Below are 16,060 nucleotides of genomic sequence, written 5' to 3' on the forward strand. Positions count from 1 at the left end.
CGACCCCACCCCGCGCCACGGCCAGCATGTCCGACGATCTCAAGCAATCCGCGCTCGACTATCACCGCATGGAGCCGCGCGGGAAGATCAAGGTCGTCCCGACCAAGCCGATGGTGACCCAGCGCGACCTCTCGCTGGCCTATTCGCCCGGCGTGGCCTACGCCTGTGAGGCGATCGTCGAAGATCCCAACGCCGCCAGCGCCATGACCGCGCGCGGCAACCTGGTCGCGGTGATCACCAACGGCACCGCCGTGCTGGGCCTGGGCGACATCGGCCCGCTCGCCGGCAAGCCGGTGATGGAAGGCAAGGGCGTGCTGTTCCAGAAGTTCGCGGGCATCGACGTGTTCGACATCGAGATCGACGAGCGCGACCCCGACAAGCTGGTCGACATCATCGCCTCGCTGGAACCGACCTTCGGCGGCATCAACCTGGAAGACATCAAGGCGCCGGAGTGCTTCATCGTCGAGCGCAAGTTGCGCGAGCGGATGAACATCCCGGTCTTCCACGACGACCAGCACGGCACCGCGATCATCGTCGGCGCCGCCGTGCTCAACGCGCTGGAAATCGTCGGCAAGAAGATTTCCGACGTGAAGCTCGCCACCGCCGGCGCGGGCGCCGCGGGCATCGCGTGCCTGGACATGCTGGTCGCGCTGGGCATGAAACCGGAGAACATCCTGGCCTTCGACCGCGAAGGCGTGCTGTACACCGGCCGCGGCCACATGGACCCGGACAAGCAGCGCTACGCGCGCGACACCGACAAGCGCACGCTCGCCGACATCCTCGAGGGCGCCGACATTTTCCTCGGCCTGTCGGCCGGCGGCATCCTCAAGGCGGAGATGGTCGCCACGATGGCGAAGCGCCCGATCATCCTGGCGCTCGCCAACCCGAACCCGGAAATCCTGCCCGAAGAGGCCAAGCGCGTGCGCCCCGACGCGATCATCGCCACGGGCCGTTCGGACTATCCGAACCAGGTCAACAACGCGCTGTGCTTCCCCTACATCTTCCGCGGCGCGCTCGACGTGGGCGCCACGGAGATCAACGAAGCGATGAAGCTGGCGTGCGTGCGCGCCATCGCCGCGCTCGCGCGCCGCGAAGCCTCCGACCTCGCCGCCGCCTATGGGGGCGACGTGCCGTGCTTCGGGCCCGAGTACATCATCCCGCGCCCGTTCGATCCGCGCCTGCTGGTGATGCTCGCACCCGCCGTGGCGAAGGCCGCGATGGATTCGGGCATGGCCACGCGCCCGATCCTCGACTTCGCCGCCTACGAAGAAAAGCTCGGCCAGTTCATCTACCGCACCGGCCTGCTGATGAAGCCGGTGTACGACCGCGCGCGCAGCGACAAGCAGCGCGTGGTGTATGCCGAAGGCGAAGAAGAAACGGTGCTGCGCGCCGTGCAGACGGTGATCGATGAAGGCATGGCCACGCCGATCCTGATCGGCCGCCCCGACGTCATCGAAACCCGCATCGATCGCCTCGGCCTGCGCATGCGCCCCGGCGTCGATTTCGAACTGACCAACATCAACGACGACCCGCGCTTCAACGATTACTGGCACCAGTACCACGCGCTGACCGAACGTCGCGGCGTCACGCCGGCGGCGGCGAAGAACCTGATGCGTTCGCGCCCGACGCTGATCGGCGCGCTGATGGTCGAGCGCGGCGAAGCCGACGCGATGATCTGCGGCCTGGTCGGCCGTTACCACAAGAAGCTGGGCTACCTGCGCAGCGTGTTCGACCTGGATCCCGGCGTGACCAGCACTTCGGCGATGACGGGCGTGATCAACGAGCAGGGCGTGTGGTTCTTCCTCGATACGCACGTGCAGTTGGATCCCACGGCCGAGCAGATCGCCGAGAGCACGCTGCAGGCGAGCTTCCGCCTGAAGTTGTTCGGCATCGAACCGAAGGTCGCGCTGCTTTCGCATTCGAACTTCGGCAGCCACGACGACGCCAGCGCGCGCAAGATGCGCCAGGTGCGCGAGATCCTGAAGGCGCGCGTGCCCAAGCTGGAAGTCGACGGCGAAATGATGGGCGACACCGCGTGGGACGAAGACCTGCGCCTGCGCATCATGCCCAACACCACGCTCAAGGGCCGCGCCAACCTGTACGTGATGCCGAACCTGGATTCGGCGAACATCACCTACAACATGGTGCGCGTGATGACCGACGGCGTGGCGATCGGCCCGATCCTGATGGGCATCGACCAGCCGGCGCACATCCTCACGCCCGCCAGCACGCCGCGTCGCGTGGTCAACATGACGGCCATCGCCGCCGTGGAATCGCAGATCCGCAAGGCGCGCTGAACCGGCCGCCCGGGCAAGACCGCAGGACGCACCCTTCGATGGCCGATTTCCCGACCGCGACGATCCTCGTCATCGCCTACAAGATGGAGGCGATGATCGCCGAGGCGATCCGCTCCGCGCTGGCGCAGACGATCCCGTGCGAGATCATCGTCTCCGACGATTGCTCGCCCGACGGCACGCTTGCGGCTGCGCACAAGGCGCTCGAGGGTTACAGCGGGCCGCATCGCGTGACCGTGCGCAGCACGCCGCGCAACCTCGGCCTGTGCGCGCACCTGACCGAGCTCGCGAGCATCGCAACCGGCGAGGTGCTCGTCTTCCAGGCCGGCGACGATGTCTCGTATCCGCAGCGCGTGCATCGGCTGCTCTCGACCTTCACCGCGTACCCCGATGCGCAGATCGTCGGCTCGCTCGTGGACGACATCGACGCGCGCGGCAAGCAGATCGAAGTGGCGGTGCGCGGCACGCCGTTCGAAGTCGACCAGCGATGGCTCCTGCGAAGAGGCAAGCTCGCCGCGGTGCTCGGTGCTTCGATGGCGATCCGCCGCACCTTGCTGACCGACTTCCCGCCGATGGAAGGCATGGTCGAAGACAACATGCTTACCCTGCGCGCGGTCCTCGCGGGGCGTTGCTTCTGCGTGCAGCAATCCCTGATCGGCTATCGCCGGCACGATGCGAACCTCGGCGATTGGGTGTTCGATCGCAGCGCCAACGATGCGGCGACCTACGAGCGCCGCAATCGCCGCGTGCTCGCGATGTATCGCGAGATCGCCGCCGACCAGCGCAAGTGCGTGGCCGCACGCCCCGACCTTCCCGAAGACAAGCGCGCCACGGGCCTGCAATTGGCCGAGATGTACGCGCTGGAAGCGGACATGCGCGAAGCGGTCCTCGACCAGCCGCGGCATCGCTGGCTGGCGCCGCTCTGGCGTGGCCTGATGCATCCGGGCTTGCGTCGCAAGAGCCTGGAGCGCGCGGTGAAGCTGGTGCTGCCGCGCAGCACCTTCGGGCAGGGTGCGATCGCCGAACGCGCAGGCGGACACTTCAAGACCTGGAACCGGCGCCGCCTGGACCAACGCCGCATCCGCAACGCCGATCGCCGCGGCGAAGGCACCGATTACACGCAGTGGGTCGCGCAGTTCGACACGATCGACGACAGCAATCGCGCCGCACTCGTCGAACGCGCCAAGCGCTTGCCGCCGATGTCCATCGCCATCGTGATGCCGGTCTACAACCCGTCGCCGGCGTGGCTCGCCGAGGCGATCGACTCGGTGCTCGCGCAAGCCTGGCCGCACTGGGAACTGTGCATCGCCGACGATCTGTCGACCGATCCCGAAGTCGTCGCGACGCTCGATACCTACGCAGCGCGCGACAAGCGCATCCGCGTCGTGCATCGCACCGTCAACGGGCACATTTCGGCCGCGTCGAATTCCGGCCTGGAGATCGTGACCGCGCCGTGGGTGACGCTCCTGGACCACGACGACCTGCTTCCGGAACACGCGCTGCTCTGCGTCGCCGAAGCGGTCGCCGCGCATCCCGACGCCGGGCTGATCTATTCGGACGAAGACAAGATCGACGACGCCAACCGCCGTCGCGAAGCCTTCTTCAAACCCGACTGGAACCCCGACCTGGCGCGCGCCTACAACATGGTGTCGCACTTCGGCGCGTACCGCACCGCGCTGCTGCGCGAGGTCGGCGGCTTCCGTGTCGGTTACGAAGGCGCGCAAGACTACGACCTGATGCTGCGCTGCGTGGATCGCCTCGCGCCGACGCAGATCGTGCATGTCCCGCAGGTGCTGTATCACTGGCGCATCCACGAAGCGAGCACCTCCGCGGGCAATGCGGTGAAGCCGTACGCACTCGAAGCTGGCCGCCGCGCGATCCTCGAACACCTCGCGCGCAATGGCCTCTCAGGCCAGGTGCATCCGCATCCGACCGGGTACTACGACATCGATTACACGCCGCCGTCGCCCTTGCCGAAGGTGAGCGTCGTGATCGCCGATCCGGGCGATGCGAACCTGTTGGCCGCGTGTCGACAAGCCGTGCAACGCACCGGCTATCCGACGCTCGACATCCGCGTCGCGGCGTCCACGCCGGCTGCGCTCAACGCCGCCGTGCGCGAGGACGCCGGCGACATCCTCGTCTTCATCGACGGCCGTTGCGTGCCCGAAGACGACACGTGGCTGCTGCGCGCAGTGACCTGGGCCGCGCGTCCGAACGGCGGCGCGATCGGCGGCAAGTTGTTCGATGCGCAACGCCACGTCATCGGCAACGGCGTGCTGATCAACGTCGATGGCGTGTGGTCGGCGATGGATGGCGGTGCGCGCGCGGATGGCGACGGGTATGTCGGCCGCGCGAAGCTGCCGCAGAACCTCACGGCGCTGATGCACGGACTGGTCGCCGTGCCGCGCAAGGTGTTCAACGACGCGGGCGGGTTGGACGAGACGTATTCGACGCTGACCGGCGCGATGCTCGACCTCACGCTGCGCATCGGGCGCACCGGCCTTCGCCACACCTGGGTGCCGTCGCTGCGGATGCGCGTGGCCTCGCCGGGCAAGGCCTTCGACGCGAACGACGCCGACAACCGCAAGCTCGAAGCGGCGTTCGCACTGTCGAAGATGCAGGATCCGGCCTACAACCCCAACTTGGGCAACAAGTCCAGGCGCTACTGGTACGCGCACCCGCCGCGCTGAATCAACCGCCGAACAGCGAGGTCGTGAGCTTGGGTTCGTTGCGCGCGCGATTGGCCTTGCGACGGAAGCGTGCGTAGAAGCGCACGGCGCGCAGCCAGGAGAAGCCACCGTTCCACGGCGGCACGGAGGCGCGGTCGCGCCACGTGAGTTTCAGCAGCCCACGGAAATCGTTGTCCAGGCCCGTGCGCAGCGCCTTGTGCCAGTCGCGCGCCTGCGTGGCGACGGCCCAGTTGGTGTCGCCGATCGCGGCCATCATGTAGGACAACTGTTCGAGCCACTTGCGGTTGCGCGAAGGCGCGCCCACGGGCGTGGGCCGCAGCTTGCCCGACGCATCCTTGCCCAGCGGCGAAGCCGCATCGTCGTGCCGGCGGAACTGCACGAGCGGTTGGTCGACGTAAGCCACGCCATTGCCGCTCGCTGCACAAAGCGCGAGCCACCAGTCGTGATAGAGCTTTTCGGGGAAGGGACGCGCCTTGTCGAAGACGTGACGCCGCACCAGCATCGCGTGGCCCGAGGCCGTGTTCTGGAACGCGTAACGCAAGGCATCTTGCCCCGCGTGCATCGCCCCCAGATCATCGGAGATGCGGCGGTTGAGTGGGCGGCCGCCTTCGTCGATGTAGGCCGAATCGCAATACGCCATGTCGGCATCGCCGATCGCATCGGCGAGGATCGACAGCTTGCGCGGATGCCAGATGTCGTCCTGGTCGCACGGCGCGATCAACGGCGAGGTGCACATCGCCATGCATTTTTCGAACGAGCGCAGGTGGCCCATGTTCGTCTTGTTCTCATGCAACTGGATGCGCGCATCGCGGCGTGCGTACCAGCGCAGGATTTCGCGCGAGCGATCGGTCGAGCAATCGTCGACGACGATGATCTCCAGCGCGACGTCCTGTTGCGCGAGCAGCGAGTCCAGCTGCGCCGGCAACCACCGCTCGCCGTTGTAGACGCACAGCGCGACCGACACGCGCGGCAAATGCGATGCAAGCGGTGCCGTTTCGACCGCGAGCAGCCTGGGCTCCGGTCGGCGGCGGGCTGACGATGCGCTTCCTGGCGACATGAGGGCCTGGTACTTCCTGGACAGGTGAGTGAAAGGTTACGTGGACTTGCCACGTGGATCGGACACGAATGGTGAGAAAAGCAGCACGGCGTTCAGGTTTCACTTATTCGGCGCCGGCTGAAACCGCTTTCCCATTGGCCTCGGGGGCAGATGGCTACGGGGTCGGACGCGTCCAATCCGCGGGTTTGCAACGGAACGTCCCGCATTTCTCTATTTGGAGAATTTTCTCGTCGATTCAGGAGCAGCTTCGCAATAGCGTCGCTCGCACCCTCCTCATCAGTACGCGGCAACCCGATGGCCATCACATTCCAGGGCGCGGAGTCTGCGCCAGAACGCCCGATTGCGCGTGAAGTGGCGATCGTCATCGTCGACCGCGCCGGCCTGTCGGGCCTGCAGCAATGCCTCCATCACGTGCGCGCAAAGACCGAGCACGCGCCCTTCGATGTCGTCGTCGCCTCCACGCGCGCGCCGCCGCTGCGCAATGCGCTCTTCACCGGCGTGCGATGGGCGAGCGCCGCGCATGCGGGGATCGCCGATGCATGCAATCGCGCGGTCGATGCGAGCGCCAACGAGATCGTCGTGCTCGTCGACAGCCGATGCCAGGGATTCGATGCGCGATGGTTGACCGAACTGACATCGCATGCGCGCGAAGACGGCGTCGGCCTCGTTGCACCGCAGCGCAACGACGACGACGGCGCTGCGATCGCGTGGGGCTGCATCGCCGTGCGTCGCAACGTGTTCCTGCGCGACAGCGGTTTCGATCCGTCCTACCGCGACCTGGATTGCGCGACGGCCGACCTCGCATTGCGCATCGGCTTGCATGGCCTCAAGCATCGCGCGTTGCCGTCGGTGCCGGTGCGGCTCATCGAAGCCTCGACCATTGCACGATTGCTCGGCCGCCATCGGCAACGCATCGAGCGCGAACGCCTGAACGCCGCGTGGCAAACCCCCGTCGGGCTTACTTGAACAAGGGCCCGTAGAACGAGCGCTCGCGCTTGGCGCGCAGGACCTTGTTGGCCACGCGAATGAAATAACGCGCGGCCGCGATCATGCGTGGCGCAGCCTGCGGCGGCACCGACCGACGATCGCGCCACACCGCCTTCGCCAGCGGCCAGGTCTTTCCGTCTTCGGCGGCCAACATCGCGAACAACCAGCGCGCCGCAAGCGTCTTTGGAAACCAATCGGCATACCCGAGCTGTTCGAACACATACGCCTGCTGCGCGAGCCACCGTTTGTTGTGCGACGACGAGCGCTTGCGACGCACGCCCGCGGCGACGTTCTTGCCGGCCGGCGAGGCGGCATCGGCATGGCGCCGGAAACGCACGAGCGGTTCATCGACGTACACCACGCCACTGCCCGACGCCGCGCGCAGCGCCAACCACCAATCGTGGTACAGCAGGCTCGGGAACGGCCGCGCGCTTTCGAACACATCGCGCCGCACCAGCAAGGCATGGCCCGACACCGTGTTGCCGAAGGCGAAGCGCAACGCATCGCCGCCCGACAACATCACGTTCAGATCCTGCGACAGGCGCCGGCCGAGCGAACGCCCGTCGGCATCGATGTACGCCGAATCGCAATACACCAGGTCCGCATCGCGCAGGCGCTTCGCGAGCGTGGCGAGCTTGCGCGGCTCCCACACATCGTCCTGGTCGCAGGGCGCGATCAGGGGCATCGTGCACAGCGCCATGCACTTCTCGAACGAGCGCACGTGGCCGAGGTTGGTTTCGTTGAACTCCACGCGAATGCGCGGGTCGCGCGCGGCGTACTCGCGCAGGATCGCGAGCGAGCCGTCGCTGGAGACATCATCCAGCGCCACCACTTCCAGCAACACCTCTTCCTGCGCCAGCACCGAATCCAGCTGCTCGCGCAGCCACCGTGCCCCGTTGTGGACACACAGGGCGACGGAAACGCGGGGCAGGACGATGTTCATGGCGGCGATCCTACGGGGTCGGCGTTGCCGCCGGTTAGTTTCACCGGAAAGCGAAAAGTGGCATCCACGGGCCCGCTGCTAGAATCCCGACTCTAACCGCACCCGTTTCGAACCCCCATGAATTGGCTCAACGATCTGCTCCTCAACGACCCGGACCCTTCCGAGACCCGTGAATGGGTCGAGGCGCTCAAGGCGGTCATCGACAACGACGGCCCCGAACGCGCGCACCAGTTGCTCGACAACATGGTCGAGCTCACCCGCCGCGCGGGCGCGCACCTGCCCTTCGCGCCGACCACCGAATACATCAACACCATCCCGCCGGCGCTGGAAGCCAAGTCGCCCGGCGACGCGGCGATGGAATGGCGCATCCGTTCGATCATCCGCTGGAACGCGCTGGCGATGGTCGTGCGCGCCAACCGCAAGCCCGGCGACCTCGGCGGCCACATCGCGTCCTTCGCCTCGGCCGCCACGCTGTACGACGTGGGCTTCAACCACTTCTGGCGCGGCCCCAGCGCCGAGCACCCCGGCGACCTGCTCTACATCCAGGGCCACAGCTCCCCGGGCATCTACGCGCGCAGCTTCCTGGAAGGCCGCATCACCGAATCGCAGCTCGACAACTTCCGCATGGAAGTCGACGGCCGCGGCATCTCCTCCTATCCGCACCCCTGGCTGATGCCCGACTACTGGCAGACGCCGACGGTCAGCATGGGCCTGGGCCCGATCTCGGCGATCTACCAGGCGCGCTTCTGGAAGTACCTGGAAGGCCGCGGCCTGATGCCGAAGACCGACCGCAAGGTGTGGTGCTTCCTCGGCGACGGCGAGACGGATGAGCCCGAATCGCTCGGCGCGATCTCCGTCGCCGGCCGCGAAGGCCTCGACAACCTGGTCTTCGTCATCAACTGCAACCTGCAGCGCCTGGACGGCCCGGTGCGCGGCAACGGCAAGATCATCCAGGAACTCGAAGGCGGCTTCCGCGGCGCCGGCTGGAACGTCATCAAGCTCATCTGGGGCAGCTACTGGGATCCGCTCCTGGCGCGAGACACGCATGGCGTGCTCAAGAAGCTGATGATGGAAACCGTCGACGGCGAGTACCAGAACTGCAAGGCCTTCGGCGGCGCGTACACGCGCGAGCATTTCTTCGGCAAGTACCCGGAGACGGCCGCGATGGTGGCCAACCTCTCCGACGACGACATCTGGCGCCTCAACCGCGGCGGCCACGATCCGCACAAGGTCTACGCGGCCTACGACCAGGCCACCAAGACCAAGGGCATGCCGACCGTCATCCTCGCCAAGACGGTGAAGGGCTACGGCATGGGCGCGGCGGGCGAAGCGCTCAACCCGACGCACCAGACCAAGAAGCTCGACGACGAAGCCGTCCGCATCTTCCGCGACCGCTTCAACATCCCGGTCACCGACGACCAGCTGAAGGACAGCGCCGTGCCGTTCTTCCACCCGGGCGAGAAGTCGCCGGAAGTGGAATACCTGCAGGAACGTCGCCGCGCGCTCGGCGGCCATTTGCCGCAGCGTCGTCGCAAGGCCACGCAATCGCTGACCGCGCCGAAGCTCGAAGTGTTCGACCGTTTGCTCAAGAGCAGCGGCGACCGCGAAATCAGCACGACGATGGCCTTCGTGCAGAGCCTGTCGATCATCCTGCGCGACAAGGAAGTGGGCCCGCGCTGCGTGCCGCTCGTCGCGGACGAGGCGCGCACCTTCGGCATGGAGGGCATGTTCCGCCAGCTGGGCATCTACGCCCCGCACGGGCAGAAGTACAAGCCGGTCGACCGCGACCAGCTGATGTATTACCGCGAGGATTCCGCCGGCCAGGTGCTGGAAGAAGGCATCACCGAATGCGGCGCGTTCTCCAGTTGGTTGGCCGCGGCCACCAGCTACAGCACCAACGATCTGCAGATGGTGCCGTTCTACATCTACTACTCGATGTTCGGCTTCCAGCGCATCGGCGACAGCGCGTGGCAGGCGGCGGACATGCGCGCGCGCGGCTTCCTCCTCGGCGCCACCGCCGGCCGCACCACGCTCAACGGCGAAGGCCTGCAACACGAAGACGGCCACAGCCAGGTCTTCGCGAGCGTCATCCCGAACTGCAAGAGCTACGACCCGACCTTCGGTTACGAAGTGGCGGTGATCCTGCAGCACGGCATGAAGCGCATGATGGAAGAACAGCGCGACGAGTATTTCTATCTCACGCTGATGAACGAAAACTACGCACACCCCGACATGCCCGCCGGTGCCGAAGACGGCATCATCAAGGGCATGTACCTGCTGCGCGACGCCGGCAAGCCGAAGAAGGGCGAGCAGCGCGTGCAACTGATGGGTAGCGGCACCATCCTGCGCGAAGCGATCGCGGCGGCGGAATTGCTCGACAAGGACTTCGGCGTCACCGCCGACATCTGGAGCTGCCCGAGCTTCAACGAACTCGCGCGCGACGGCTTCGATGTCGAGCGTTGGAACCGCCTGCATCCGGAAGACAAGCCGCGCAAGGCGTATGTCGCCGAATGCCTGGAAGGCCGCCAGGGCCCGGCGATCGCGGCGACCGATTACATCCGCACCTTCGCCGAGCAGATCCGCGGCTTCGTGCCGATGCATTACACCGTGCTCGGCACCGACGGCTTCGGCCGTTCGGACACGCGCGCGAACCTGCGTCGCCACTTCGAAGTGGATCGCTTCTACATCGCGCATGCGGCGATTGCGGCGCTTGCGGCGGAAGGGAAGATGGCCGGGAAGGATGTCGCGCGCGCGATCAAGTTGTACAAGATCGATGTGGAGCGGGGGAATCCGTTGCACGCTTGATAGGATTGAAAGAAGGGCGCCGGAAGGCGCCTTTCTTTTTGGTCGAGTCTCATCGGAAAAAAGACGAACCCAATCTATCGAAAATCCTCGGCGCGAAACCGCGTTCGAAGTAAGAACAGCCAAATCGGCATGAGCCTTGGATGTGGCGTGAAGCGCACTTCTTCGAATCCTGCAATTGCAGGGCCCGCAAAATCGGCAACAAAAAGGGCGCCTTCAAGGCACCCTCCCAAGGTTGCTATCCCTGTTGTTGCGACGCTCGCGGAAAAAGGCCCGGGTGGGACTCGAACCCACAACCACTGTCTTGCGAAGACTACGCTCTATCCAATTGAGCTACCGGGCCAATTCGTCGCAGCCCCAAAGTAGCGAGCGCCACTCGCGCCATGAAGGACTTGGACGTATGTACGGAAGCGTCGTTTGGACAGAGAGCAAAATGCACGAAGTGCAGCCCGCAATCGCCTGCGGGAGGTTGACGAGCTTGACAAGCAGACGCGGGGAGGACGACCATCACCCCGTCTTGCGAAGACTGTGCGGCCGCAAGGCCGACTGAGCTACCCAAGAGGCCAACTGAAAGGTTGGCCTCTTTTTTGTTTACGCGGCCGCAGGCCCCTTCGTCATCGCCCGACAAACGTAATAAAACGCCAGCGCACTCAACGCCCCGATCGGCGCGAACACCAACAGCACCTCGAACCAATCGCCCCACGTATCGCCCTGGTCGCCCCACGGCGCACCGGGCAACGCGAGCAACGACACCGGCACCATCGCGACGATCGCGCCCACGGCCATCATCGGCCACGCGCGGAACTTCTGCTTCGCGAACAACCAGGCCACCGCCGGCAGTCCCAGAACCGCCAGGTGCACGAGCGCGATGCCGAACGTCAGCGCGGCCACGTACCCAACCCACGTGATCCAGCCGTCTTCTTCGCGGAAGAACAACATCAGCGAACACACGGCGAGCGTCGGAACTGCGGCGCCCGCGAGCGTGGCCAACACGAGCGCGAGTGCGCGTGGCTTCTGTTGCATGGTCCGGCCCCTTGGTGATGCAAACACGTTAGCGCGTGACCGACATCCTGCCATCGGCGCCGCGCTGGATCTTCCACCCGTCGTCCAGCTTCAGCGTCATTTTATCCGGCACGGGCCAGGGCACGTACGCCGCGTTCCAGTCCTTGACGATGCGCAGCGGCGCGCCCTCCACCCGCACCGTGCCCCAGTCGCTGGTCAGCGTGATCTTGTCGTAGACCTGCGACCCGTCGGGCATCGGCGTGACGCGGTTGGGGTCGAAGTCGAGCTGGATCTTCGCCAGCGGCAGGTGCAGGCCGTTGGCCTCCGACGTGCGTTGCGTGGCCTCGTCGATGATCCGCTTGAGGTGCGTGGCGCGGTCGGCTTCCTCGTGCGCGATGGCGACGCCGTCGTAGGCGGCGGGCATCGGCTTGCGCGAGGTCTTGATCGGGATCAGGTCGGGCAGGTCGGCGTCGGGCGTCTTCGCGATCGTCGTCTTCCAGTTCGGCGCGAGTGAGTCGAGCAACAAGCCCCACGCCGGACCACTCACATACGCGAAGCTGCGCGCGTACGACGGCCGGTCGTTGCCGTGTTGCAGGCTGTCGATGGCCAGCGCCTTCCCATCGCCCGACAACACCGTGCCCGTGTATTCGGCCAGGCCTTCGTGGCGCATCTGCGCGCGTTCGTCGTTGCGCGCGGTGGCATCGGACAGGCGTTGCTGCCGAAAGGCGAGGGCCTGCGCGACGTGCCGCTTGCGTTCGGAACCGGTGGTCGTCAGCGCGCGCTCGAGCGCCTTCCACTCCAGGCGCATCGACACGCGCGCCTGCTCCGATTCCAGATGCGCGGCGACCGCCATGTTCTCCGGAAAACCGAGCGCGGCCTGCTGCACATGGAAGGACTCGTGATACACGAGGCGACGCATGGCCGCATCGCCATCGGGCAAAGGCGCGAGCAACATCACCCACTTGCGGCCGCCCCAGTCGACGGAGGTATTCGCGCGCGTCGACGGCAAGGGCGCCGATGAAGCGGTGATGCTCGTCCAGATGATCGTGCCGTCCTGGGCCACCAGCACCACCGGCGCGCAGAGCGAAACATTCCAGACCGTGCGCCCCGCGGTGTCGCAATGGGCGACGTAATCCTCGAGCGCAGGCGGCGCGGTCGTCTCCTCCACCGCGAGCGAAACCGCCGGCACGAGCGCCAGCAAGGACAGCCACTTCGCGATCGCCATGGGGGCATTCCGGATGGGCACGGGCCGATTGTGCGACAGATTGGCCCCTTTCTCGTTCCAGTCCCGGCCACATACGCGGCGATACACTGGACATTCCCCCGTCGACACGTGCCCCCATCACATGCCGCGTCTCCGTTTGCACCAGGCCATCGCCACCCTCGCGATCGCCTGCGCCGCGCTTCCCACCCTCGCAGCCGACCCCTCCCTCCGCGACACCGGCGACGCCACCCACCTCTTCGGCTATCGCCCGAAGCCCGGCATGGAGTCGCAGTTCGACGCCGGCTACAAACGCCATCTCGATTGGCATCGCACGCACGACGATCCGCTGGTCTGGTACGGCTGGTACGTCACGCACGGGCCGCGGATGGGCATGTTCATCGACGGCACCTTCGGCGCCCCGTTCGCGGCGCTCGACAATCGCGTCGCACCCGCCGAAGACGGCAAGGACGCCGACCGCACCTTCCTTCCCTATGGCGAACCGATCGATCGCACGGTCTACCGCGTGCGCCGCGACCTCAGCAACGGCACGCCGCTCGAACAGTGGCAACCCACGCACATGGTGCAGGTCTACACGTACAAGGTGCGCATCGGCCGCAGCGAGCGCTTCGAAAAAATCGTCAAACGCATGCGCGTCGCACTCGATACGACGAAACCCAAGTCGTCGTTCACCTGGTACGAAGGCATGGGCGGCACGCCGACCCCGGGTTACATGCTGATCGTCTCGCGCGATGGCTGGGCGAGTTTCGACGAAGGCCGCGGCGGACTCGAAGGCGTGCTCGCGTCGGTGGAAGACCCGACGGTGCGACAGCAATTGCTGGAAGGGTATGCGGCGTCGGTGGAGGACGTGCAGTCGGAGATCTGGAGTTACCGCAGCGACCTCAGCCTGATTCCGCAAACCCCGTGACTGCTCCACCCATCGGACCAAGCGCCCAAACATTGCACCGCAACACGTTTCCCGCCACCCGGCCCGCTATGCTCCGCGGAGGGGTCAGTCACCAGTTTCGGAGACAGGGGCATGCGGCGCCGCCGTAAGAAGAACCGTGGATTGCGTTGGACGCTCGCGCTCGTCGCCGTCGCCGTGCTGGCGTATGTCGGCCTCCAATACTGGAAAGGCCACCTGCCGATCAAACCGGAAAGTCAGGCGACGCCGGCGCCCGCCGTGAGCACCGTCGTGCAACCGGTCCCGTTGCCGCCGCCGACACCGGCCACCGTCGCGAAAGCCGCCACGCCGACGTCGACCTTCATGGCCGAAGCCGAATCCCGCGACGCCGCCGCCCGCGCCGTGCGCGAACAAACCCTCAAGGTCCAGCAGAAACTCCGCCAGGACAACCGCGCTCGCGCACAGGCGGCCGAGCGACCGTCGGAAAACGAACGCTGCATCAACGGCCAGCGCATGAAGCGCGTGGACAACGGATGGGTGCAGGCCGGCGGGGATTGCTGATCAATCGGCCAGCGGCCCGGTCCCGTGCCGCGACACCACGCGCCACGCCCCATCGCGCCGCATCCAGACATCGGTGACGAGAAACACGCCACTCCAATCGAGCCCGCCGACGGTCGCCTCCTGACGCGACCGCCCATGCACGATGGCCACGTCCTCGCCCAACGGACGCACGCGCAGCTCGAGCCACTCGAACGCCGTCCCCGAAATCGGCCCCATCGCCCCCTCAAGCCACGCCGCCTTCGGCATCAACACACCGCGCGCGCTGGTGAGCAGGAAGTCGTCGGCGAGGATCGCCTCGCACACCGCGCGATCCTTGCGCAGCCACGCGGACATCCACGCCGCCTCCAGGGCGGGCAGCGCCGTCTCCGCATCGGACATGGCGACGTTCTCCACAGATCAGATGACAGCGCGAACGTGGAACCCCAGCGCACCGGCCACGGCCGGCACCGCCTCGTCGTCCGACCGCGCCGCGATCCACCCCGCGACATGCTCGCTGCCGCCCTCCCACGACCACAGCGAGTAACCCCGCTCCCGCAACTGCACCGCCGCCCGCGAGAGCAGCGACCCGACATCCGCATCGGCGAGCGCGTCGTCCGCCTCGTCGTCCAGGTCCCAATCCACCCGTACCCCGACCCGCGCCGCGAGCTCGTCGATCGCCTCGACCACCCCGCCCGCATCGTCCTCGGGCAGGAAGAACCCCGCCTTCCAGTCGATCGCATCGCGGATGGCGTCGATGGGCTCCGCCCCGGAGGCGAGCGCATCGCGGATCTCGGAAAACTGCAGCTGCGCCGAATCCTCGTCCCCCGGATTGATCAGGAGGAGCAGCTGCCAGGCGACGGCCTCGAGCGCAGCGTCCTCGTCGAGTTCGGACGAGGGGGAGAAGGACGCGGAGAAGTTGTCGTCGGGGTCGAAGTTGTCGAAGTCGGGGAGCATGAGCGGAAGGGTACGCCTGGGGCGTGGAGGCGGGGAGGGCTGAGCCCCTCTCCCTCCGGCAGAGGGTGGGGGAGAGGGTCACCGAGGGAATCGAAGCACCTCGAAGGCGCTTTGAAGGAGGAATTTTCCCGAATGGAGGACTTCGAACGTGCTCCATTGCCGGAATTTTCCCCAACGAAGGACTTCAAACGTGCTTCGTAGGCAGAATTTTCCCCGTCGAAACCCTTCAAACGTGCTTCGAAGGCGGAATTTTCCCCAATGAAGCACTTCGAACGTGCTTTGGAGGAGGAATTTTGCCAACTGACATGCTTCGAACGCATGTCGAAGCAGGAATTTTCCCAACTGACATACCTCGAATGGATCTCGACATACCTCGCGAGCATCTCGAAGGACGAAATTTCCCAACTGACATGCTTTCAACGGATGTCGAAGGACGAACAACGCCTTCAAGCGCGAACGCGCGCGCTTTCATCCCAGCGTTGATGCTCCGCGTCCCAGATGGCGGCGTCCTGCGCGACGCCGATGGCCTGGCGCGTGCTTGCGACGCACTCGTCGTAGGAGCGGTAGGTGCCGAAGCTGCCGGCGACGGGCTTGAGGCCTTCGTCGAAGAGGAACCAGCGCCAGCGGTTGCGCGAGTTGAGGGAGAGGACGAACTGTTTACGGACATCCGACATGGACATGCTCCT

General features: G+C 66.1%; 13 protein-coding genes and 1 tRNA gene. 6 read left to right on the forward strand and 8 right to left on the reverse strand.

The window, feature by feature from the left end; translation table 11 throughout:
- The first annotated feature begins 26 nt into the window (after window positions 1-26).
- Both AB4059_RS14330 and AB4059_RS14335 read left to right on the forward strand, forming a co-directional pair.
- Window positions 27-2,297 carry an NADP-dependent malic enzyme gene (locus AB4059_RS14330; protein WP_498979786.1) on the forward strand — a complete coding sequence of 757 codons (2,271 nt, stop codon included), beginning with the start codon at window positions 27-29 and terminating at the stop codon, window positions 2,295-2,297.
- A gap of 38 nt (window positions 2,298-2,335) precedes the next feature.
- Window positions 2,336-4,984 carry a glycosyltransferase gene (locus AB4059_RS14335; RefSeq protein WP_498979788.1) on the forward strand — a complete coding sequence of 883 codons (2,649 nt, stop codon included), beginning with the start codon at window positions 2,336-2,338 and terminating at the stop codon, window positions 4,982-4,984.
- 1 nt (window position 4,985) lies between these two features.
- Here AB4059_RS14335 and AB4059_RS14340 read toward each other — a convergent pair whose 3' ends face one another.
- Entirely contained in the window at window positions 4,986-5,948 is a 963-nt protein-coding gene (locus tag AB4059_RS14340) for a glycosyltransferase (protein ID WP_498979790.1), read from the reverse strand.
- A 387-nt stretch (window positions 5,949-6,335) separates the two neighbouring features.
- On the opposite strand from AB4059_RS14340, the gene AB4059_RS14345 reads away from it, so the two are divergent.
- A complete protein-coding gene (locus AB4059_RS14345) occupies window positions 6,336-7,007 on the forward strand; it encodes a glycosyltransferase family 2 protein (protein WP_498979792.1) in 672 nt (223 codons plus the stop codon).
- On the opposite strand, the gene AB4059_RS14350 is transcribed toward AB4059_RS14345, so the two are convergent.
- Window positions 7,000-7,971: a glycosyltransferase gene (locus tag AB4059_RS14350; RefSeq protein WP_498979793.1), complete on the reverse strand. Its 972-nt coding sequence runs from the start codon at window positions 7,969-7,971 to the stop codon at window positions 7,000-7,002. The genes AB4059_RS14345 and AB4059_RS14350 overlap by 8 nt on opposite strands.
- A gap of 117 nt (window positions 7,972-8,088) precedes the next feature.
- Between AB4059_RS14350 and aceE the strand changes: the two genes are divergently transcribed.
- On the forward strand, window positions 8,089-10,776 hold the full coding sequence (aceE, locus tag AB4059_RS14355) for a pyruvate dehydrogenase (acetyl-transferring), homodimeric type (RefSeq protein ID WP_498979795.1): 2,688 nt from the start codon (window positions 8,089-8,091) through the stop codon (window positions 10,774-10,776).
- A gap of 266 nt (window positions 10,777-11,042) precedes the next feature.
- Here aceE and AB4059_RS14360 read toward each other — a convergent pair.
- The 3 genes from AB4059_RS14360 to AB4059_RS14370 form a co-directional block, all read right to left on the reverse strand.
- Window positions 11,043-11,116 (reverse strand) — tRNA-Ala (locus AB4059_RS14360).
- 248 nt (window positions 11,117-11,364) lie between these two features.
- Window positions 11,365-11,796, reverse strand: coding sequence for a hypothetical protein (locus AB4059_RS14365; protein WP_498979796.1), 432 nt, complete (start codon window positions 11,794-11,796; stop codon window positions 11,365-11,367).
- 28 nt (window positions 11,797-11,824) lie between these two features.
- Window positions 11,825-13,000: a hypothetical protein gene (locus AB4059_RS14370; protein WP_498979797.1), complete on the reverse strand. Its 1,176-nt coding sequence runs from the start codon at window positions 12,998-13,000 to the stop codon at window positions 11,825-11,827.
- Between the two features lie 121 nt (window positions 13,001-13,121).
- Between AB4059_RS14370 and AB4059_RS14375 the strand changes: the two genes are divergently transcribed.
- Together AB4059_RS14375 and AB4059_RS14380 are read left to right on the forward strand one after the other, a co-directional pair.
- Window positions 13,122-13,904, forward strand: coding sequence for a hypothetical protein (locus AB4059_RS14375; protein ID WP_498979798.1), 783 nt, complete (start codon window positions 13,122-13,124; stop codon window positions 13,902-13,904).
- Between the two features lie 111 nt (window positions 13,905-14,015).
- Window positions 14,016-14,441: a hypothetical protein gene (locus AB4059_RS14380; RefSeq protein ID WP_498979799.1), complete on the forward strand. Its 426-nt coding sequence runs from the start codon at window positions 14,016-14,018 to the stop codon at window positions 14,439-14,441.
- Here the strand turns inward: AB4059_RS14380 and AB4059_RS14385 are convergent, their stop codons facing one another.
- The 3 genes from AB4059_RS14385 to AB4059_RS14395 all read right to left on the reverse strand — a co-directional run bounded on the left by AB4059_RS14385 (window position 14,442) and on the right by AB4059_RS14395 (window position 16,048).
- Entirely contained in the window at window positions 14,442-14,819 is a 378-nt protein-coding gene (locus AB4059_RS14385) for a nuclear transport factor 2 family protein (RefSeq protein ID WP_498979801.1), read from the reverse strand.
- An 18-nt stretch (window positions 14,820-14,837) separates the two neighbouring features.
- Window positions 14,838-15,374, reverse strand: coding sequence for a DUF6630 family protein (locus AB4059_RS14390; protein ID WP_498979802.1), 537 nt, complete (start codon window positions 15,372-15,374; stop codon window positions 14,838-14,840).
- 446 nt (window positions 15,375-15,820) lie between these two features.
- Window positions 15,821-16,048 carry a hypothetical protein gene (locus tag AB4059_RS14395; RefSeq protein WP_498979803.1) on the reverse strand — a complete coding sequence of 76 codons (228 nt, stop codon included), beginning with the start codon at window positions 16,046-16,048 and terminating at the stop codon, window positions 15,821-15,823.
- Window positions 16,049-16,060: the final 12 nt, after the last annotated feature.

The sequence above is a fragment of the Lysobacter sp. 2RAF19 genome (assembly GCF_052115395.1).
Lineage (GTDB): Bacteria > Pseudomonadota > Gammaproteobacteria > Xanthomonadales > Xanthomonadaceae > Noviluteimonas.